Raw genomic sequence first — 20,631 nt, 5'->3', positions numbered from 1 at the left:
GCTATTCGCGTCGCCCGGGTGGGCAGTGCGGCCCAGCTGGCCGCGGCGGTCCTCATGATGGCGGGCTACCCCGCCCTCATGCTGGCCGCGCTCGTCCCGAGCGTCCCCGCCTTCGCGGCAGCGGCCGCCGTGACGTACCTGGCGGACCACTATCTGCACCGCAAGGGCAGCTATCTGATCAACCGCCTCAGCAAGGTGCGGGCCGGCCTGTCGATCCGCTTCCTGATCCGGCAGCTGCTCCTCGTCCTGCTGCTGGCCCGGCTGTCCCTCGCGGACAACCTGATCTACTACGGGGCGATCGCCTGCTTCATCGCCTTCTACGGTCTCCAGGCCCCGCACGGCGCACTGGTGCAGCTGATCCGCAACCGCCGCCGTATGCCGGTCGCCACCCGCAACGTCGACCTCAAGTCCCGCATCCGCATCCCGGACGCCCCGCCGCGCAAGCTGCTGCACCGCTCCGCCGAGAAGATGCTCCACCTCGACCTCTTCGCGGTCGCCGGCATCCTGCTCGCCTCGCAGGTGAAGTCCGCCCTCGTCGGCTTCGTCGGCATCGGCATCACGGTGGCCCTCGGCACGCTGTACGTGCTGGCGCTCGTGCCGTACGTGCGCGGCCGGAAGATCCCGCCGAACGCGGAGCGGGTCCTGGCCGCCGTCGACGACTGGCTCGGCGAGTACAAGCCGGAGACGGTCCTGTACTTCTCCGGTTCGAAGGACTCCGCCTACCAGGTCAACATGTGGCTGGACACCATGGAGAACCTGGACTCCAAGCCGCTGATCATCCTGCGTGAGCGGGCCATCCTGAACAATCTGGCGCCCACCACGGTCCCCGTCATCTGCGTGCCCGGAGGGGTGCACCTGATGAACCTGGACCTGTCCACGGTGCGTGTCGCGCTCTACGCGGCCAACGTCGGCAAGAACATCCACATGCTGCGCGTGCCCACCATCAAGCACGTCTTCATCGGCCACGGCGACAGCGACAAGCTCGCCAGCGTCAACCCGTACAGCAAGGTCTACGACGAGGTGTGGACGGCCGGCCGCGCGGGCCGCGACCGCTACGCCATCGCCGACGTCGGTGTCCGCGACGACGACATCGTCGAGGTCGGCCGCCCGCAGCTCGCCCCGATCCAGACCTGGCAGGGCGTGCCCGACGACCGAATCCCGACCGTCCTGTACGCCCCCACCTGGGAGGGCTGGGACGGCAACCCGGGCAACACCTCGGTCGTGCTGGCCGGCGAGAACATCGTGAAGCAGCTGGTGCAGGCCGACCCGCCGGTCCGCGTCCTGTACAAGCCGCACCCGTTCACCGGCAACGTCAGCAAGGAGGCCGGCGCCGCCCACCAGCGCATCACCGCCCTGGTGCGCAAGGCCGCCGCCGAGCGCGCCATCGACACGCGCTTCGTCGCCGACACGGCCGTACAGGCCGACGCCAAGGCCGAGCTGGCTCGTATCGAGGCCCGGCTCGCGCAGCTGTCCGGCTCCGGCGGCGAGCGGCGCGACGAGGCGGAGGCCACCCGTGACGGGCTGGTCGACGTCGCCCGGCACGAGGAGGTCGCCCGGCTGCGCGCCGAGTGGAACGACGCCTACTGGCGTTCCTTCCCCGCCTGGGAGCACCGCGTCATCACCGGCGCCGACCCGCGGCTGTACGACTGCTTCAACGTCTCCGACGCGATGGTCTCCGACATCTCCAGCGTGGTCTCCGACTTCATCGCGAGCGGCAAGCCGTACGCGGTCACGGACTCCGCCGAGGTGGGCGTCGAGGAGTTCAAGCGGAACAACACGGCGGTGCGCGCCGCGGTGATCCTGTCCAACAGCGCGGCCGAGTTGGGCGAGCTGCTCGGCGCCGTCCGCGACCCGGCCGCCGATCCGCTGGCCGAGGACCGCAAGGAGCTCAAGCAGTACCTGCTGGGCCCGGACGAGCCGACCTCCCTCGCCCAGTTCAACGCCGCGGTCGCGGACCTCGCGCTCAAGGCCGAGACGCGCAACGTCGGTCAGGAGTCGCGGGTGGCGGCCGCCCTGGCGGAGGCCGAGGTCGACGCGGACGCCGAGCTGGCGAACGCCGTGCCCGGGCAGCGGCTGTCCGCGGCCGATGACACGGACGGTGTCGGCACGGGCTGAACTGCCCCTGACCGTAGAAGGGTTCGGCCCCGAGGAGTTCTCCTCGGGGCCGAACCCTTTCTGTTTCCCGTTCCCTGTCCGTTCACCATGTGACGTGTCCCACTAACACGTGCGTGCGAGGCAACCGCTTGCCTCGATCACCCGTCTACCAAGTAGCGAATGAGGCGATACGGGGGGAATATCCCATTGACTAGGGGGAAACGTGACCGTTGCGCAGCCTGATGTGAGTGTGATCATCGGGGCGTACGAAGCGATGCCGTATCTGATCGAGTGCCTCTCGTCCGTCGAGGCACAGACCATCGATCCAGAGCGCGTCGAGGTCATCGCGGTGGACGACGGATCGACGGACGGTACGGGGGAGTATCTGGAGGAGTTCGCCGAGCGCGCTCCCATGAACGTGCTGGTGATCCGGCAGGAGAACTCCGGAGGCCCCAGCGGCCCGCGCAACGTCGGCCTGGCCAAGGCGACCGGACGGTACGTCTTCTTCCTCGACGCCGACGACCGGCTGGGCCCCGAGGCCCTGGAGCGGATGGTCGGCATGGCCGACCGCGCCGGCACGGACGTCGTCCTCGGCAAGGTCGAGGGCGTCAACCGCTCCGCGCCGAAGTCCATGTGGGGCAGGACGGTGGAGCGGACCGACGTCTTCTCCTCCAACATCAAGTTCACGCTCAGCGCGCAGAAGCTGTTCCGCCGCGAGTTGCTGGACCGGCACGGCATGCGGTTCGACGAGTCGCTGTACACCGGCGAGGACGCGCTGTTCACGATGGAGGCGTATCTGCGGGCGGACGGCGTCTCCGTGGTCGCCGACCACACCTGCTACTACCTGGTCGGCCGCGACGACGGCAAGCACGTGACGAAGAGCGGCGGCTACAAACTGCGGTTCGACTCCGCGCGGGCCCTGATGGACCTCATCGCTGCACTCGTCCCCGCGGGCGGCCGGCGCGACCAGCTGATGGTCCGGCCCTTCACCGTGACCCTGCTGCCGCAGTTCGGGCCCAAGTACCTCACGGACAGCGAGGAGATCCGCCGGCACAAGTTCGAGCTGGCCAAGCCCCTGATGGACACCTACTGGACCGAGGGCCTGTCCCAGCGCCTCAAGGTCCACGAGCGGCTGCGGCTGCACCTGGTCGCCGAGCAGCGGCCCGAGCTGCTCATCGAGGTCGTGAAGTTCGTCAAGGCCAAGAAGCAGGCCGCGGCGCTTCTGGAGCGCAAGGGCCGCCGCGTCTACCTGGCCTACCCGCACTTCCGCGACCGCGCCGCCGGCATCCCCGACTCGGTGTACCTCGCCGAGCCGCGCGAGGCCCGCGCCTTCCCGGGCTACCGCGAGGGCGGAGCCCACACGTTCGTACGCCGGGCGGTACGCAAGGCGCGGCGGGTGCTGACGTCGCGTGAGGTGCGGCCGGCGGCGTGAACACGGCTGCGGGGGCCGGCTTTCGCACGGCCCCCGCGTTCACCTCTCGTTCGCTGCTGTCGCCGCTCAGCGGGGCGCGGTCGGGACCGCTGTCCCGGTGCGCTGGCTGGGTAGCGCCGTCAGCCGTTCCGCCACCCGGGCCCGGTGTTCCCCGGCCGACCGGCACAGCTCTCGTACGGCCGCGTTGAAGCGCTCCTGTGACGGCGGCTCGGCCGGGCCCAGCAGACGCAGCTTCAACGCGGCCCGCGCCTCGGCCAGTTCGTCCTTCTCCGGGTGCCGGACCGCCTCCAGCAGGGCCGGCACGCCGCCCGCGTCCGGCGACAGCACCGTCGCCGCCACGACCGTCGGGAACGCCGTACGGAACGCCTCCTCGCTCAGCCCGCTGGTGTTCGCCACCGCGTACGGCTTCTCGCTCGCCAGGAAGTCGCTGATCACGCTGGACACATCACTGACCAGCAGGTCGGCCACATCGAAGCAGGAGAACAACGCGGGCCGGACGTCCGTGATGATCTGGTGCTCGCCCTCCGGCAGCGAGGCCCAGTACGCCTCCTCCCAGGCCGCCGTCGCCCGGGCCACCGCCTCGGCCCGGCCCGGCTCCGGCGCCGACTGCACCCGCATGCGCTCCACGGTGTCGGCCCCGGCGCGGAAGTCGGTCGTGGTGAGGCGGTCCAGCTCCCTGGTGAGACGGTCGAGTTCCGCATCCCCCGGGGGACGTGTCCCCGTTCGCTCCCGGTTCGCCACCCGGATCAGCTCCCGGATCCGCAGATCGGCCGCGCCCGCGCGCGGGTCCACCGACCCCGTCAGCGGATGCGGCTTGTACAGCAGCCGCACGCCCGGGTCGGCGAGCAGCGCCCGCACCAGGTTCTCGCCGGCCGCGATCACCGAGGTGTTGCCGGGGTTGCCGTCCCAGCCCTCCCAGGTCGGCGCGTACAGGACCGTCGTCCACGCACCGGCCGGCGGGCCCGCGTACGGCCGTACGGCGTCCAGCTGCGGGCGGCCGGTCTCCACCACGTCCTTGTCCTCGACGCCCACCTCGGCCAGGGCGTACCGCTCGCGCGCCGCGGGCCCGGCCACCCACACCTCGTCGTAGGCCTTCGCGTACGGGTTGCACGAGGACAGCTTGTCGCTCTCGCCGTGGTTGACGAAGGTGTGCTTGATCGTGGGGATGCGCAGCACCTGGGAGGTCTTGCCGGAGTTCGACGGGTGGATGAGGACCTGGAGCGTGGAGTGCTCAAGACGCATCAGCGTCGACACCTTCGGCAGGCAGACGACCGGGATGTCCGTCGCCGCGAGCTTCTGCACCATGAACCGCTCACGCAGCACGATGACCGGCCTGCCCTCCACCCGCGCGAGCGGCTCCAGCCACATGTTCGCCTGGTAGGCCGAGGCGGCACCGCCGGAGAAGTACAGGCCGACGGTCGGCCGGTACGCGGCCAGCCACGCGTCGAACCACTCGAGCACCTCCTGCTCACCGGCCGGGCGGCGGCCCGGCAGCAGCCGGAGCAGCAGCGCGCCGAGGCCGGTCAGCGCGAGGAGGAGGGAGAGCCCGATGCCTGCCGCCGCGTACTCCGGCTCGTCACCCGGCGCGGCGGCCAGCAGCCCGGCCGTCGCGGGCAGGCCGAACACCAGCAGCCGGTGGCCGGGGCGGCGCAGCAGCAGGGCCGGGGCCGGGGACAGCCGCAGCGCCGAGGCGTCGATGTTCCGCGTCACCACCGGCAGGGTGCGGGTACGGCGGACCAGTACGGAGAACGCCTGGATCGCGCAGTGCAGCACGTAGAAGGCGAGCAGTCCGGCCACCAGCGGCGCGTACGCGCTCTCCCGGTCCTGCTCGCCGAGCCGCAGCAGGCCCACGACCAGCAGCAGGTCGCGCAGGACGTGCCGCACGGTGATGTCCGCGTGCGACTTGGCGAACAGCGACAGCACCCCCCGCTGCCACCGGTACAGGACGCCCTCCGTCACCAGGGAGACGGCGGTCGCGGCGAGCAGCAGCGGTACGTGGGGCAGCAGCGCCGCGACCGCCTGAGCGGCGAACGCGGCGGCCAGGACGACGGTGACCAGCCCCTTCAGCAGGGCCGGTGGACGGGGAAGAGGTAGGGGCACTGCGGTCACTCCAGGAGCGTCGGGTGTCGGCGCAGGTCGGCCGTCCGGGTTAACGCGCGGCGACCTCCTGACGACACGCGCGTGTCGCCGGAGCGTAGAGGGCCTGTCGGCCCGCTGTGTCGTCGGACCGTAGCGGAAGATCGCATTCCTGTCTTCGGGTGGGACGGAACTGCCCCCGACCGTCGTCCGTGACACGGGCGGCACCGTCCGTAGCGTGGACCGGCACCGCGTCATGCCTCACCGTCCCGTAGATTTCCTGGTGAGGGACCGAATCGACGCGAGGGGCGGACGGGGACGTGGCAGGGGCAAGGCAGGCCGTGGGCGAGGCCCGCAGAATCGTCGTCAAGGTCGGTTCCTCCTCGCTGACCACCGCCTCGGGCGGCCTGGACGCGGACCGTGTGGACGCGCTGGTCGACGTGCTGGCCAAGGTGCGCAGCGGAGGGGAGCGCGAGATCGTCCTCGTCTCCTCCGGCGCCATCGCCGCCGGTCTCGCCCCGCTGGGCCTGCGCCGCCGCCCCAAGGACCTGGCCCGGCAGCAGGCCGCCGCCAGCGTCGGCCAGGGCCTGCTGGTCGCCCGCTACACCGCCTCCTTCGCCCGCTACGGCGTCCGTGTCGGCCAGGTGCTGCTGACCTCCGACGACATGAGCCGCCGCGCCCACCACCGCAACGCCTCGCGCACCCTCGACAAGCTGCTCGCGATGGGCGCCTTCCCGATCGTCAACGAGAACGACACCGTCGCCACGGACGAGATCCGCTTCGGCGACAACGACCGCCTCGCCGCCCTGGTCGCCCACCTCGTCCACGCCGACCTGCTGGTCCTGCTGTCCGACGTGGACGGCGTCTACGACGGCGACCCGGCGAGGCCCGGCACCTCCCGCATCGCCGAGGTGCGCGAGCCGTCCGACCTCGCGCACGTCGAGATCGGCAGCGCGGGCAAGGCCGGCGTCGGCACCGGCGGCATGGTCACCAAGGTCGAGGCCGCCCGGATCGCGACCGGCGCCGGTGTCCCCGTCGTGCTCACCAGCGCCATCCACGCGGCCGACGCCCTGACCGGCCAGGACACCGGCACCTTCTTCCACCCCACGGGCAAGCGCTCCGCCGACCGGCTGCTGTGGCTCCAGCACGCCTCCACCCCGCAGGGCGCGCTGACCCTGGACGACGGCGCCGTCCAGGCCGTCGTGGACCGCCGCAAGTCGCTGCTGCCGGCCGGGATCGCCGCCGTCGAGGGCGAGTTCAGCGCAGGCGACCCGGTCGAGCTGCGGGACGGCGCGGGACGGGCGGTGGCCCGCGGGCTCGTCAATTTCGACGCCAAGGAGATCCCCCGGCTGATCGGCCGCTCGACCCGGGAACTGGCCCGCGAACTCGGGGCCGCGTACGAACGCGAGGTCGTACACAGGGACGACCTGGTGGTCCTCCACCCGTAATGGGCCGAAACATCCGCCCCCGGTGGTGGACGTTCCGCAAAATCGCCACGCGATCCCTTGCGGCCTGCTGAACTTTGTCCCAGGGCAATATTCCGCAGGAGCACCACTGTGCAAAGGAGGCCGTCGTGAGACGAGTGCGCCCTGGGGCCACGGCGTCCCGTGGTGGTGCCGGCTCCCGCGCGGCCGGTGACGAGCGCGCCCTCACCAGTGTGGCGGCGGGGGACCGGTTCCAGGGCGAGGACCCCGGGGACGTCCCGCGCCTGTGGCACGTCACCCTCAGCGTCTCCGGCCGGGAGGCCCCGCTCACCGAGGTCCGGCGCGCCCTGGAACAACTCGCCCACGACCACCCCTTCCTCCTGACCAGCCGCTACGCGGTCGACCACGCGGAGATCCGCTACTGGGAGGAGGCCCGTGACCTGCACGACGCGGCCGCCGTCGCCCTGCGCCTGTGGGGCGAGCACCGGCAGACCGCCGGGCTGCCGCCCTGGGAGATCGTCGGCCTGGAGGTCATCGACCGCGCGACCTACCACCAGCGCATCGCCGAGGGGTACGGACCGCCACCGGCGTCCCCGGTCGGAGTTCACCCGTTCTGACCCGGTCCGGTGGACGTCTCGGCGGTGTCTCAGCGGTGTCTCGGGGTGTGAAACGAACGATGAACGGATCCGCCCGGCGCACTACGCTTCCCTCATGACCACGCTTTCGCCGTACGACTCGATGTCCCCGGTCACCGAGGCCGCCTACCGCGCCAAGGCCGCAGCCGCGAGCCTCGCGCCGCTGCCACGGGCCGACAAGGACGACGCGCTCCTCGCCATCGCGGACGCGCTGGAGGTCCGTACGAGCGAGATCGTCGAGGCCAACGCCAAGGACGTCGCCAAGGCCCGCGAGGCCGGCATCAGCGAGGGCATGATCGACCGGCTCACGCTCACCCCCGAGCGGGTCCGCGCCATCGCCTCCGACGTGCGCGACGTCGCCGCGCTGCCCGACCCGGTCGGCGAGGTCGTCCGCGGCTCCACGCTGCCCAACGGCATCGACCTGCGCCAGGTCCGCGTGCCGCTCGGCGTCGTCGGGATCATCTACGAGGGCCGGCCGAACGTCACCGTCGACGCCGCCGCCCTCTGCCTGAAGTCCGGCAACGCGGTCCTGCTGCGCGGCTCCTCCTCGGCCTACCAGTCGAACACCGCCCTCGTGCGCGTCCTGCGCGACGCCGTGGGCGGGGCCGGGCTGCCCGCCGACGCCATCCAGCTCGTCCCCGGCGAGAGCCGCGACAGCGTGCGCGAGCTGATGCGCGCCCGCGGCCTGGTCGACGTGCTCATCCCGCGTGGCGGCGCCTCCCTGATCAACACGGTCGTGCAGGAGTCGACCGTCCCGGTCATCGAGACCGGCACCGGCAACTGCCACGTCTACGTCGACGCCGCCGCCGACCTCGGCATGGCCGTCGACATCCTGATCAACTCCAAGGCCCAGCGGGTCGGCGTCTGCAACGCCGCCGAGACCCTCCTGGTCCACCAGGACATCGCCGCAGAGTTCCTGCCCCGCGCCCTGGAGGCCCTGGCCGGCGCCGGGGTGACCGTGCACGCCGACGAGCGTGTGCAGGCCTACGCCAAGGACTCCAAGGCGACCGTCGTCGAGGCCACGGCCGAGGACTGGGAGACGGAGTACCTGTCGTACGACATCGCCGCGGCCGTCGTGGACTCCCTGGACAAGGCCGTCGAGCACATCCGGCTGTGGACCTCCGGCCACACCGAGGCCATCGTCACGACCTCCCAGCAGGCCGCCCGCCGCTTCACCCAGCTGGTCGACTCGACCACCGTCGCCGTGAACACCTCCACCCGCTTCACCGACGGCGGCCAGTTCGGCTTCGGCGCGGAGATCGGCATCTCCACGCAGAAGCTGCACGCCCGCGGCCCGATGGGCCTGCCGGAGCTGACCAGCACCAAGTACATCGTGACCGGGGACGGGCACGTGCGCCGCTGAGCGCCCGCCGCGTGAGTATGTGAAGCGGCGCATATGCGTGTGGCAGGGGCGGACCGGCCGGGCGTGCGCCGTGCGGCGCCCCGTGAACGCCGTCTCAACCGGCGGATGAATTTCCATACCGTCTGCCCAAATTGACCCCCCAGGTCTACTCTGGATCCGTGCCGGAGGACGTGGGGGGCACGCCGTTTCCGGACGGCTGGGAGCCCGACGACGACCACGACCGCGGGGTGTCGGACGAAGAGTTCGCCTCCGTGGTCTTCGACGAGGCCTTCGTACGCGCGGCCGTGGTGCACGAGCCGACCGCCGTGGAGCGCCTCCTTGCCGCCGCACAAGCGAGAGCCGAGGCCTCCGAAGCGGAGGCGCGCCGCACCCACACCAGAGGCGAGCGCTACGACGACCAGTACGGCCCCGAGGGGCACGGCGATTTCGGCCATGATCCCGACCTCGACGAGCTGGACGACCCCGACATCCTCGAGGACCAGTACGGCGGCACGGGCCCGTACGGCAAGCAGGTCCGCTGGCACCGCCCCGTCGCCTGGCTGCTCGCCCTCGTGATGGGCATCGGCATGGTCGCGCTGGCCTTCACGGCGGTCTACCGGGGCGCGTCCTCGAACCGCCAGGAGCCCCTGCCGGCACCCACGTCGACCGGTCTTGAACAGAGCGGTGGCGCGACCCCCTCGGCGTCCGCCGACTACACCGGTCCGGCCGTCTCGGTGATCCCCCGCACCCCCTGACCGGAACCCGCCTGTCCTGGTGAGAACCTGTCAGAACTTGTCATGGAGCGGGGCGTTTACCTGACCTTCCGGAGACCTACCCTGAAGATATGGGCGGGCCTGGAGACCCACCTGAGGGGGCGCCCGAAGGGGCTCCCGGAGGTGGCGAGGACGAGTATCGATCCGTCGTTTTCGACGAATCGTTCATTCGTGCTGCCCGGCTCCAGGAATTCTCCGCCCAGGAGCGCATCGCCGACCACGCCCCCGCGGTGCGCCGCCGCCCGCCCCTGCGCCGGGGCCTGTCCCGGCAGGCGCTGGTCCTGGTCCTGCTGATCGCCATCGCCTTCGGCACCGCGATCTACATGGGCGTGCGCCACCCCTACCAGACACCCGCAGCCCAGGAGCCCGCCGAGCCCCTGCGGATGACCGTCATCCCGCTCGCCCCCGAGGGCAAGGTGCCCGGCACGGCCGACCCGGCCTACCTGTACGAGCACAGCCCCGCCGCACAGTTCAAGAGCGGCGCTGAGGGCGTGCCGCTGCCCGCCTCGCGGCGCACCGCGCACTTCTCGGACAGTCAGGTCGTCTCCGCCCTGTCCACCGCCAAGGACTACATCGTCCGGTCGGCCCTCGACCCGGACGTGCTCACGGGCGGCGAGGTCCGCGCGGTCCGCGTTCTGCTCGACCCCGATCAACTGGGCCAGTTCGACCAGAGCTTCTCCCGCCCCACCGCGGACGGACGCCACGCGCCCACCGGCTGGCTCGTCCGCTTCGACCCCACCCGCGCGGAGCTGGCCGACCGCAAGGTGCGGGTCCAGGGCACGCTGCAGGCCGCCGAGGCCGACTCCTCCACGCTCGAGGTCACCGCCGATCACACGTTCGTGTACGCGCTGCGCCCGGCCGGGGCCGACGACAAGGCCGAGGTGTCCCTGTTCACCGTCCGGCGCGAGCTGCACTTCCGCTTCGACCGCGACGATCTGCGCATGCACCAGGGCCGGCTCGTCGTCTCCTACGTCCAGGCCGGACCGCTCTCCTGCGCCGAGGACTCCACGAACCACCTCCGCCCCCTCCTGGCCGGCCAGACGGCCAAGGAGGGCGGCCCCGCCGGCACGGACCCCTATGCCACGGGCAGCGCGACGGCCCTGTGCGGGTCCTTGGCGACGAGCGCGCAACCGAAGGTGTGAGAAGGGCCTCAGGCCCTCAGCCGTTGCCGCGCGGCGGCCCGTCGTCCCCCGGAGAGTCGGTACCCGGAGCGTCCGTACCCGGTGCGTCCGGGTCCTGGGGCGGCTTCGGGGCCGAGTTCGTGAATCCGCCGAAGCCGCGGCGGACGCGGTCGCCCAGGTCGCCGGCGCCGCCCGCGAGGTCCGTGACCAGCTTCATCAGCGGGTCCTTGGAGCTCTTCACATGGGTCGAGTAGTGGTTCGCCGAGTCCCGCCAGGAGTCCCGGACCGAGGTGTCCTTGTCCTCGTCGCGCCGCGGGTAGTGGCCGTCCATGATCCGCTGGTAGTCCCGCGACTCGGCCCACTTCTTCAGCTCGGCCGCCCGCACGGTGGTGAAGGGGTGGGAGCGGGGCAGCACGTTCAGGATCTTCAGCACGGAGTCCCGCAGGTCGCCCCCGGCCTCGTACTCCTCGGCCTGTGCGAGGAACGCGTCCACGTTCATCTCGTGCAGGTGGTTACCGCCCGCGATCTTCATCAGACCCCGCATGGACGCCGTCAGATCCTGCCCGACCAGCAGCCCCGCCCGGTCCGCCGACAGCTCCGACTTGCGGAACCACTCCCGCAGCCCGGTCACGATCGCCATGATCGCGAGGTTGCCCAGCGGGATCCAGGCGACCCGGACGGCGAGGCTGGTCAGGAACAGCAGGATCGTCCGGTAGACCGAGTGGCCCGAGAGCGCGTGCCCCACCTCGTGCCCGACGACCGCCCGCATCTCCTCCTCGTCGAGCAGCTCGACCAGCCCCGTCGTGACGACGATGATCGGCTCGTCGAGGCCGATGCACATCGCGTTCGGCACCGGGTCCTGGTTCACGTACATCGGCGGGACCTTCTCCAGGTCCAGGATGTAGCAGGCGTCCCGCAGCATCACGTTCAGATGGGCGAACTGCTGGTCCGAGACGCGCACCGAGTCGGACAGGAACAGCAGCCTCAGACTGCGCTCGGGCAGCAGACCGCTGAGCGCCTTGAACACCGTGTCGAAACCGCTCAGCTTGCGCAGCGCCACCAGGGCGGAGCGGTCGGCCGGGTGCTCGTACGTACGCGAGGAGATTCCGGGGAAGCGCCTGCGCTGCCTGCTGGGCACGTGCTCGTGCCCGCTGTGCTCGTGGCCGTCGGACATCTCTTCCCCCATGCGTCTGTGTGACCTTTGCGGCCCCTTGTGCGGCCTTTTGCTTCCCCGAGGCAGAGCCCAGCCTAGGCGGAGTTACGGTGGTCGGGCAGTACAGCGAAGGGAACCACCGTCATGGAGCACCACCCCGCGTCCGCCTGGCTCACCGAGGCCGCGAGCGCCGCCGAGCGGCAGGGGCCGGGGATGCTCCGGGTCGTCCTCATCGTGATGATCCTGGGCTGTGTGCTGACCGCGTGGTTCCTGCTGCGTGGCTACAGACGGAAGGACGACTGAGGCACGGGGAAGGTTCCCCGCCGGGCCCTGGGACCGGGTCCGGCGACGGCACGCGTCGCCTCCGAGTCGCGAACATGCGGAGTCGGGGTGATCGCGCCCGGGGCGCCCGCTTACGATGAGCCGACGTCTTTATACCGCCCACACGCGATAGGTCCTGCCGAAGATGAGCTTCCACAGCACCGCTGCCCAGTTGGTCACCCTCGCCGCAGAGGGCGAAGAGCACGGCGGAAACCACGAGAGCCTCAGCCCGTACATCACCGGCGGCGCCGCCCTCTTCATCCTGCTGCTCCTGCTGTGGATCACCACCCGCTTCAACCGCGACCGCTGAGCCCGGCTGAGAGCCCCGCGCGGGGCGTCCCGGGGATCACGGGGGCGGCCGGAGCCCTCAGGGGTCCTTGCCCTGTGAGCGCCCGGGTCGCGCGGCCTGGCACCGCACCTCGCCGCGTTGCCGAAAAGCCCTAGTAGCTCCGCTACGAGGGCTTTCCGGCGCCTTGCGATGCACGGCACCAGACCACGCGACCTGATCGGACGCTCACAGGGCAAGGACCCCTCAGGCAGGGCCGGTAGGGTCTGCACGCATGGGAGAGCAGGACATGCCTACCGGTCCGGCGAACGAGACGCCGCACGACCCGGCACAGGACACGGCGAGCGGCACCGAGCGACACTCGGAGTCCCGCCGTGCCGCCACGGAGCCCACGGAGTCCCGCCAGGCCGCCTCGGAGCCACGCGGCGCCGAGGGGCCGGGAAACGGCCCGTCGCGGCCGGGCAAGCGCCGCCTCGGCGTCATGGGCGGCACCTTCGACCCGATCCACCACGGGCACCTGGTCGCGGCCAGCGAGGTCGCCGCCGCGTTCCACCTCGACGAGGTGGTCTTCGTCCCGACCGGCCAGCCCTGGCAGAAGAGCCACCGCAGCGTCTCCCCGGCCGAGGACCGCTATCTGATGACGGTCATCGCGACCGCCGAGAACCCGCAGTTCTCCGTGAGCCGTATCGACATCGACCGCGGCGGTGCCACCTACACCGTGGACACCCTGCGTGACCTGCGCGCGCTCAACCCGGACACGGACCTCTTCTTCATCACCGGCGCCGACGCGCTCTCCCAGATCCTCACCTGGCGGGACAGCGAGGAGCTGATCTCCCTCGCGCACTTCATCGGGGTCACCCGGCCGGGCCACCATCTGAACGACCCCGGACTCCCGGAGGGCGGCGTCTCCCTCGTCGAGGTCCCCGCCCTCGCCATCTCCTCCACCGACTGCCGTGCGAGAGTCGCCAAGGGCGACCCGATCTGGTATCTGGTGCCGGACGGAGTCGTGCGCTATATCGACAAGCGCGAGCTGTACCGCGGCGAGTGAGCCGAGAGGGGCACCGGTGAACGACCGATACGACGCGGGGGCCGCAGGCTACGGCGCCGACCCGTACGAACTCGTCGGCTACGACGAGTACGGCCAACCTGTCTACCGCCAGGTCCCGGCGCGACCGACCCAGACCTACGACCCGTATGCCCAGCAAGGGCAGCAGGGACAGCAGCAGGGCTACGGCTACGACCCGTACGCGACCGCAGGGCAGCAGCCTCCGTCGTACGACTACGGGACCGGCCCGCAGCAGCCGGACCCCTCCTACGGGTCCTACGACCCGTATGCCACCGGCACCCACCAGGGCGGCCCCGCGCCCCACGATCCCTACGGCCGGCACGCGGCCGGCGCCGGCACGGACCGGCAGCCCCGCGTCGCCGAACAGACCCCGCACATCCCCCAGCAGGCGGGCCCGGCCGACGAGGAAGCCCCCGGCCGGCCGGAACCGGACTACCACACCGAGCAGTTCGCCTTCGTCGAGGAGCCCGACGCCAACTCCGAAGACGTCATCGACTGGCTGAAGTTCACCGAGAACCGCACCGAGCGCCGCGAGGAGGCCCGGCGCCGCGCCCGCAGCCGGATCGTCGCCCTGGTCGTCGTCCTCGCGCTCGCCGCGGCCGGCGGCGTGGGCTACCTGGCGTACGCGGGGAAGCTGCCCGGCCTGTCGTCCGACGACCCCACGACGGGAAGCGCGACGACGGCCGGCGCCCAGAAGCGCGACGTGATCGTCGTCCACCTGCACGACACCAAGGGCGGCGGCACCTCCACGGCCCTCCTCGTCGACAACACCACCACCAAGCGGGGCACCTCCGTCCTCGTGCCCAACTCCCTGGCTCTGACCAGCGACGACGGCACCACGACGACGCTCGCCAAGTCGGTCGAGGACGACGGCTCCGACGGCACCCGCGACGCGCTCGACTCGGCCCTCGGCACCGACATCCAGGGCACCTGGCGCCTGGACACCCCCTATCTGCAGAACCTCGTCGACCTCGTCGGCAACATCGACGTCGACACCGACACCGACGTCCCCGACCCCGCCGCCAAGAAGAAGGGCACGGCCCCCCTGGTCAACAAGGGCCGGGACCAGACCCTCAGCGGCAAGATGGCCGTCGCCTACGCCACCTACCGAGCCCCCGGCGAGGCCCAGAACGCCCAGCTGGAGCGCTTCGGGCAGGTCATGCAGGGCGTCCTGCGCAAGGTGTCCTCCGACCCGCAGGCCGCGACGACCACGATCCAGACCCTGGCCCAGATCCTGGACCCCTCCCTGACCGACAAGGACCTCGGCTCCTTCCTCGCCGGGCTCTCCGACCTCGCCAAGGGCGGCGACTTCAAGACGGACCTGCTGCCCGTCCAGACCGACGGCACGCTCAGCGCCCAGGCGAGCGCGGGCGTCGTGAGGAACGTCCTCGGCGGCACCGCCAAGAGCCCCGACAAGGACGCCGCCGTCAGCGTCTCCGTCCGGAACGCCACCGGCGTGAAGGACAACACGGAAAAGGCCCGCGTCGTGCTCCTCAACGGCGGCTTCACCTTCCTGGAGGGCGGCACGGCCGGTGCCCGGGCCACGTCCGAGGTCGTCTACGCCGACGCCGGCGACAAGGCGAACGCCGCCGAGGTCGCCAAGACGCTGGGCCTGCCCGCGAGCTCCGTCGGCAAGGGCAAGATCTCCGCGAACGCCGACGTCGCCGTGGTCCTCGGCCAGGACTACAAGCCCTAGCCCGGCCGGGAGGCGGTGTCCGCTCCCCACGTGATGCCGGTCATCACGTGGGGGGCCCACGGCGGTCCGTGAGACCCTTGGTGGCAAGTGTCCGCCGATCGAAAGCCTTGTAGTGACCGCGACCGACCGCTCTCACGAGCTCATCATCACCGCCGCCCAGGCGGCCGCCGACAAGCTGGCGCACGACATCGTCGCCTACGACGTCAGTGACGTGCTGTCCATCACGGACGCCTTCCTGCTGGCCTCGGCTCCCAACGACCGCCAGGTCAAGTCGATCGTCGACGAGATCGAGGAGCGGCTCCAGAAGGAACTCGGCGCCAAGCCGGTGCGCCGCGAGGGCGACCGCGAGGCCCGCTGGGTCCTGCTCGACTACGTCGACATCGTCGTCCACGTCCAGCACAGCGAGGAGCGCGTCTTCTACGCCCTGGAGCGGCTGTGGAAGGACTGCCCCGAGCTCGAACTGCCCGAGGACGCCAAGGCCACCCGGGGCAAGGCCGAGGAGCACGCCAAGCTGCAGGCGGCGGAGGAGGCGGCGGAGCTGGACGGAGACTGGCGGTGAGCTTCAGCGAGGCCGGCAGGCCGGGCCGGGGACGCCGCGTCATCCTCTGGCGGCACGGCCAGACCTCGTGGAACGTGGAGCGCCGCTTCCAGGGCACCACGGACGTCGAGCTCACCGAGACGGGCCTCGCCCAGGCCCGCCGCGCCGCCCGGCTGCTGGTCGCCCTGAAGCCGGACACGATCGTCGCCTCCGACCTGAAGCGGGCCGCGTACACGGCCGCCGAGCTCGCCGCGCTCACCGGCCTCGACGTGACCCACGACGAGGCCCTGCGCGAGACCTACGCGGGCGTCTGGCAGGGCCTGACGCACGAGGAGATCATCAGCCGCTACGGCGACGAGTACGCCGCGTGGAAGCGCGGCGAGCCGGTGCGCCGCGGCGGAGGCGAACTGGAGACCGAGGTCGCCGACCGCGCGGCTCCCGTGGTGCTCCGGAACGCCGAGAAGCTCCCCGAGGGCGGCACGCTCGTCGTGGTCAGCCACGGCGGCACGATCCGCACCACCATCGGCCGTCTCCTCGGCCTGGATCCCCGCGACTGGGAGAGCCTCGGCGGGCTCTCCAACTGCTCCTGGTCCGTCCTCGGCGAAGGCGCCCGCGGCTGGCGCCTGCTGGAGCACAACGCCGGCACCCTGCCCGAACCGGTGCTCGGTGACGACGACTGACCTCGGATTTCACTTTCTGGCAGGTCGCAGGCTAAAGTTCTTCTTGTTCGCCCCGCCAGCGGGGAAGGAACATGAGGGGCTATAGCTCAGTTGGTAGAGCGCCTGCATGGCATGCAGGAGGTCAGGAGTTCAATTCTCCTTAGCTCCACGTCAAGATCCCGTTCCCGTCCTGGGGGCGGGATTTTTCGTGCCCCGGGTTGAGTCACTCGGGCCTGCTGAGGCGTATACCTCTACGGTCACGACGCGTGCCGTGTCCGGACTGGTGCTGAGGCGTCGCTGACCGTATTGGTCCGGCCGTGGCAGAATCAAACGGCCGGAAGGGAGCGCGGCCCGACGGGAGGAGTAGCGATGCCTGCGAGCATCCTCGAGGAGGTCGACCACCTCCTCGGAGCAGCGTTGACACGTCAGATGTCCACCCGCCTCAGCTGCCCTTCCTGCGGTTCCGGGCATGTGGCCCAGATGCTCGGCGACAACGGCGGGATCTCCTACGTGTGCACGGCCTGCGGCCACAGCTGGAGCTGATCGATGGGTGCACACAGGCGGAAATGCGACTGGTGCGGCAGCGGGACTCCGATCGTCCGTGACATGGAACCGATCAATCCCGACTACCAGTACTGGTGCGAGGAGTGCGCGCGGGCGCTGATCATAAAAGGCGACCCGATCGAGACGTACCGCGAGTTGGAGGGCGAGCCGATCTACGGCCGGCTTCTGGAGGAGCACTGCACGCTCAAGCGGTTCTATTCGTTCGTCACGGCCTGAGGATCGACAAAACGGTCATTTCAGGCAAGGCGAAACCGATTTGGTGTTGGGCCCGATGGCCCAGTAATGTTGGCGTCGCCGCCAGGGAAACCCGGCGGAAACGTCACACGGGGCTATAGCTCAGTTGGTAGAGCGCCTGCATGGCATGCAGGAGGTCAGGAGTTCAATTCTCCTTAGCTCCACAGAAGTTGAGAAGGCGGGTCATCCGATCGGATGGCCCGCCTTCTTGTTGTGCGTATGCGTGCGGCGGGCTCCCCCGAAGGGAAGCCCGCCGTACGTCTGCTCAGCGGCCGAGAGCGCGCCGTCCGCGGCCCTGGGAGAGGACCGGGAGGTTGCGGGACGACGGCGCGCCCTGGGAGCGCGTGTCCTCCTCCAGGCGCAGGGCCAGCGCCGGGCAGCGGCGCACCGCGCGTAGAGCCTTGGCCTCGGCGTACCGCGGCACCTGGGCCTGCGCCACGGTGGGGAAGCCGTCGGCGCCGAGCTGGAACACTTCGGGGAGGATGTCCGCGCACAGGCCGTGGCCCCGGCACAGCGTCCAGTCGACGTAGATCTTCTGGCGGCTGGGGCCGTTCTCCTCGGACTCGCCGCCGCCCGGGATGCCCGTCGGGGCCCTGCCGCCCTCGAAGAGCGGCAGAACGCCCTCCACGGGCCTGCCGCAACCGTTGCCGAGGACATGGGCGGCCAGGTCGTCCGTGAACGCCTTGATGGTCGACTCGAGGAACATCGCGGAGCCGTCCGGGTGCGAGCACGCCCCGCGCCGCTTCACGTTCTTGGCGACCTGCTTGACCGCCTCCAGTGCGGCCGGTCCGCCGCCGTTGAGGATGTCCTCCAGGCCGCGTGCGGCGGCCGGCAGGCCGAGGTAGCAGGGGCCGCACTGGCCCGCGCTCTCCTCGGCCAGCCACTGGGCGACCCGCAGCGACTCGCCCAGCGGGCAGGTGTCCTGAGTGATCGGCAGGATCGCTCCGGCGCCGAGCGCGCCGCCCACCGCGTCCAGCGAGTTGCGGGAGACGATCGCCTCGTTGACCGTCGCCGCGTCGATCCACTTGCCGTGGTAGCCGCCGGTGAGCACACCCTGCGGCACCGGCGGCGCGCCGGCGAGCTGCAGGACGTAGCGCAGCGGCACGCCCGTCGGGACCTCGATCACCATCGGGCGGGCCACCGCACCGGAGACCGTGAGCATGACGGTGCCCGGCTCGTCGTACAGGCCGGTGTTGCCGTAGCGCTCCGGGCCGATGCGGGCGGCGATGGCCAGCTGGGCGAAGGTCTCGGCGTTGGACAGCAGCGTGGGGGCGCCGCCCACGCCGTTCTGCGAGGCGCTCACCTTGCGGCCCGGAGGGACGGCGGGGCCGCCGTCGATCGAACGGATCAGCGACGCGGCGGCGCCGGTGACCATACGGACCGGATTGCGCTGCACACGCGCGCGCAGTGCCGACCGGCGGCCGTTGTTGAGGCCGCGTTCGGCGAGCGCCGCCTCCATGGAGCGCTGTGTCGACTCACGGGTGACCCCCACCACGAGCGTGCGGGCACCCAGAGCCTCGGCGCACAGCAGCGCGCCGTCCAGGATCAGGTGCGGGGCACGGTTGATCAGCACCGTGTCCTTGCGGCAGGCAGGCTCGTCCTCGCTTCCGTTCACCACGACGACCGGCCGGATGCCGCGCTTGATCGCCGATTCGGCGACCGAGCGCAGCTTCTTGTGGAAGGGGAAGCCCGCGCCGCCGCGGCCCTTCAGGTTGATGCGTTCGGCGAGTTGCGCGAGCTGCTCGCCGCCCATCGGCTCGAGCGGCCCGTGCACCTTCAGATGCATGGGCAGATCGAGCCGATCGACAAGGTCGAAGCCCGACGTGAGCTGAGGAAGCCCGACCACGCGGACTTCGGGTACGTCGGGCAGGGCCTCGTTCACTTAAAGCCTCCGGAAGGCGTGTTCCAAGGTTCGCCCGATCCCGGTGCGTCGAAGTCGTAGGACGCACCGGGCAGTGTTTCAGTGGCGGGACCGCTGTTGTACGTGTCGTTCGGGTAGTACGTGTCGAAGGCGGCGTTCGACTCACCCGTGTCGTACACGTCACTCGATCCATAGCCGGCGGCGCCTGGATTGCCATAGGCCGGGATGTTTTGTCCGGTGTCTTGCAGGGGGTCGTAGGGCGGGATGTTGAAGCCCGTGTCCTGGAGCGGGTCGTAGGCCGACGGCGGGGCCTCGCCGACCGGGGGCGGGGACGGGATCGGCCAGTTGCCCGAGGTGCTGGAGGGGCCGTCGACGAGCGGCATGTTCTGGGTGGGCTGCATGTCCAGCGGCAGCTCCGTGCGGGTGCTCGGTCCCGGGGCGAAGGCCTGCTGGCCCGGGGGAGGGCCCGAGACGGCCCGGTAGGCGGCCGCGAATCCGCCCGCGGGCTCCTTGGCCGCGGGGCGTTCCGCCTTCTCGTACAGCGGGCCCGACGGGGACGCGGTGGCCCCCCGGGGCGCGTCGCGGCTCTCGTAGCCGGGCAGCGTGGAGCCGCCGGTCGCCCGGGCCCGGCTCTCCTCCAGATCCCTGCGGGCCGCGGGCTCCCCGGGGCCTATGAGGGAGACGAACTTGTCGGCGATCTTGCGCTTGACCGGGCGCGGGGCGGCGCGCAGGGCGAGGGCGGCGGCCACTCCGAGCAGGGACAGGCCGTACAGGATGACGAAGATCGGCTTGGCCGCGCGACCCGCGTAGAGCCCGTGGACCAGGGCGGCGCACCAGGCCGGGTAGGCCAGCATGTGCATGGCCCGCCAGCGGGCGGCGACGGGTGCGGGGGAGGCGAAGCGGTTGCGCAGTACGCCGGTGACGCCCACGAAGATCATGAGCATGCTGGCCAGGGTGCCGAGGCCGATGAGGAACGCCCTGCCCGTGACGGCCTCCTCGCCGGTCAGGAACAGCCCGAAGGGGATCACGGCGGCGACCCACGAGGTGTGCTCCAGCGCCAGCTTCACCCCGATGTGGACCAGGAGGAAGGCGATCGAGGCGACCGCAGTGGTCCGGTGCACGGCCTGCGCCAGGATGCGCCTGCGCGTGTCCAGCAGGATCCGGTCCTGTGCGACGAGTCCCCAGATCACCGAGCAGGAGAGGCATACGAGGGACAGCACGCCGGCGCCGAAGTTGAGGAACTCGGCGAACGAGTCGTCCGCCGTGGAGTCGTAGGGGTTCACGGCCTGCCTCCCCACATCCCGGCGACCGGGGGTAGCGAGGGGTTACTGCGATGAGGGTTCATGGGGGCAACTC

At 71.1% G+C, this 20,631-nt stretch carries 19 protein-coding genes and 2 tRNA genes; 17 read left to right on the top strand and 4 right to left on the bottom strand.

Features of this window, described 5'->3' with window-relative positions:
- Positions 1-18 precede the first annotated feature (18 nt).
- Together AC07DF_RS24995 and AC07DF_RS24990 are read left to right on the top strand one after the other, a co-directional pair.
- A complete protein-coding gene (locus AC07DF_RS24995; protein WP_478976228.1) occupies positions 19-2,115 on the top strand; it encodes a hypothetical protein in 2,097 nt (698 codons plus the stop codon).
- Positions 2,116-2,317: 202 nt separating this feature from the next.
- The gene (locus AC07DF_RS24990) at positions 2,318-3,526 is read left to right on the top strand and encodes a glycosyltransferase family 2 protein (RefSeq protein ID WP_478975403.1); all 1,209 of its coding nucleotides are present in this window, start codon (positions 2,318-2,320) and stop codon (positions 3,524-3,526) included.
- A 66-nt stretch (positions 3,527-3,592) separates the two neighbouring features.
- On the opposite strand, the gene AC07DF_RS24985 is transcribed toward AC07DF_RS24990, so the two are convergent.
- Positions 3,593-5,626, bottom strand: coding sequence for a hypothetical protein (locus AC07DF_RS24985; protein ID WP_478976225.1), 2,034 nt, complete (start codon positions 5,624-5,626; stop codon positions 3,593-3,595).
- A gap of 296 nt (positions 5,627-5,922) precedes the next feature.
- Here AC07DF_RS24985 and proB point away from each other — a divergent pair, with 296 nt between their 5' ends.
- The 5 genes from proB (at position 5,923) to AC07DF_RS24960 (ending at position 10,918) form a co-directional block, all read left to right on the top strand.
- Entirely contained in the window at positions 5,923-7,050 is a 1,128-nt protein-coding gene (proB, locus tag AC07DF_RS24980; protein ID WP_478975400.1) for a glutamate 5-kinase, read from the top strand.
- Positions 7,051-7,184: 134 nt separating this feature from the next.
- Positions 7,185-7,643, top strand: coding sequence for a hypothetical protein (locus AC07DF_RS24975; protein ID WP_478976223.1), 459 nt, complete (start codon positions 7,185-7,187; stop codon positions 7,641-7,643).
- A 94-nt stretch (positions 7,644-7,737) separates the two neighbouring features.
- A complete protein-coding gene (locus AC07DF_RS24970; protein ID WP_478975397.1) occupies positions 7,738-9,024 on the top strand; it encodes a glutamate-5-semialdehyde dehydrogenase in 1,287 nt (428 codons plus the stop codon).
- Between the two features lie 158 nt (positions 9,025-9,182).
- On the top strand, positions 9,183-9,758 hold the full coding sequence (locus tag AC07DF_RS24965; protein ID WP_478975394.1) for an SCO2584 family spore wall biosynthesis protein: 576 nt from the start codon (positions 9,183-9,185) through the stop codon (positions 9,756-9,758).
- Between the two features lie 89 nt (positions 9,759-9,847).
- Positions 9,848-10,918, top strand: a complete 1,071-nt coding sequence (locus AC07DF_RS24960) for an SCO2583 family membrane protein (RefSeq protein WP_478975391.1) — start codon at positions 9,848-9,850, stop codon at positions 10,916-10,918.
- 16 nt (positions 10,919-10,934) lie between these two features.
- Here AC07DF_RS24960 and AC07DF_RS24955 read toward each other — a convergent pair whose 3' ends face one another.
- Complete coding sequence (locus AC07DF_RS24955) at positions 10,935-12,071, bottom strand: M48 family metallopeptidase (RefSeq protein WP_478976220.1); 1,137 nt, start codon at positions 12,069-12,071, stop codon at positions 10,935-10,937.
- Positions 12,072-12,194: 123 nt separating this feature from the next.
- On the opposite strand from AC07DF_RS24955, the gene AC07DF_RS24950 reads away from it, so the two are divergent.
- The 10 genes from AC07DF_RS24950 to AC07DF_RS24905 all read left to right on the top strand — a co-directional run bounded on the left by AC07DF_RS24950 (position 12,195) and on the right by AC07DF_RS24905 (position 17,578).
- Positions 12,195-12,353, top strand: a complete 159-nt coding sequence (locus AC07DF_RS24950; protein ID WP_399023871.1) for a hypothetical protein — start codon at positions 12,195-12,197, stop codon at positions 12,351-12,353.
- A gap of 163 nt (positions 12,354-12,516) precedes the next feature.
- Complete coding sequence (locus tag AC07DF_RS24945) at positions 12,517-12,681, top strand: hypothetical protein (protein ID WP_184592582.1); 165 nt, start codon at positions 12,517-12,519, stop codon at positions 12,679-12,681.
- Between the two features lie 250 nt (positions 12,682-12,931).
- Positions 12,932-13,705: a nicotinate-nucleotide adenylyltransferase gene (nadD, locus tag AC07DF_RS24940; RefSeq protein WP_478975386.1), complete on the top strand. Its 774-nt coding sequence runs from the start codon at positions 12,932-12,934 to the stop codon at positions 13,703-13,705.
- Between the two features lie 16 nt (positions 13,706-13,721).
- The gene (locus tag AC07DF_RS24935; RefSeq protein WP_478975383.1) at positions 13,722-15,419 is read left to right on the top strand and encodes an LCP family protein; all 1,698 of its coding nucleotides are present in this window, start codon (positions 13,722-13,724) and stop codon (positions 15,417-15,419) included.
- 112 nt (positions 15,420-15,531) lie between these two features.
- Positions 15,532-15,978 (top strand): ribosome silencing factor, encoded by a 447-nt coding sequence (gene rsfS, locus AC07DF_RS24930; protein WP_391097486.1) that lies wholly within the window; start codon positions 15,532-15,534, stop codon positions 15,976-15,978.
- Positions 15,969-16,637, top strand: a complete 669-nt coding sequence (locus tag AC07DF_RS24925) for a histidine phosphatase family protein (RefSeq protein WP_478976217.1) — start codon at positions 15,969-15,971, stop codon at positions 16,635-16,637. The genes rsfS and AC07DF_RS24925 overlap by 10 nt, the downstream gene beginning before the upstream one ends.
- A 75-nt stretch (positions 16,638-16,712) precedes the next feature.
- A tRNA-Ala gene (locus AC07DF_RS24920) sits at positions 16,713-16,785 on the top strand.
- Between the two features lie 200 nt (positions 16,786-16,985).
- The gene (locus AC07DF_RS24915) at positions 16,986-17,159 is read left to right on the top strand and encodes a hypothetical protein (RefSeq protein WP_382493611.1); all 174 of its coding nucleotides are present in this window, start codon (positions 16,986-16,988) and stop codon (positions 17,157-17,159) included.
- A gap of 3 nt (positions 17,160-17,162) precedes the next feature.
- Entirely contained in the window at positions 17,163-17,396 is a 234-nt protein-coding gene (locus AC07DF_RS24910) for a hypothetical protein (protein ID WP_006136074.1), read from the top strand.
- Positions 17,397-17,505: 109 nt separating this feature from the next.
- Positions 17,506-17,578, top strand: a tRNA-Ala gene (locus AC07DF_RS24905).
- Between the two features lie 101 nt (positions 17,579-17,679).
- Here AC07DF_RS24905 and AC07DF_RS24900 read toward each other — a convergent pair.
- Together AC07DF_RS24900 and AC07DF_RS24895 are read right to left on the bottom strand one after the other, a co-directional pair.
- On the bottom strand, positions 17,680-19,296 hold the full coding sequence (locus tag AC07DF_RS24900) for an NADH-quinone oxidoreductase subunit NuoF family protein (RefSeq protein WP_189723533.1): 1,617 nt from the start codon (positions 19,294-19,296) through the stop codon (positions 17,680-17,682).
- The gene (locus AC07DF_RS24895; RefSeq protein ID WP_478975377.1) at positions 19,293-20,558 is read right to left on the bottom strand and encodes a ferric reductase-like transmembrane domain-containing protein; all 1,266 of its coding nucleotides are present in this window, start codon (positions 20,556-20,558) and stop codon (positions 19,293-19,295) included. Before AC07DF_RS24895 ends, AC07DF_RS24900 begins: the two co-directional genes overlap by 4 nt.
- Positions 20,559-20,631 lie beyond the last annotated feature (73 nt).

This window comes from Streptomyces sp. NPDC044719 (genome assembly GCF_056433405.1).
The sequence above is the reverse complement of the archived record's forward strand: the minus strand, read 5'-3'. Positions and strand labels throughout refer to the sequence as shown.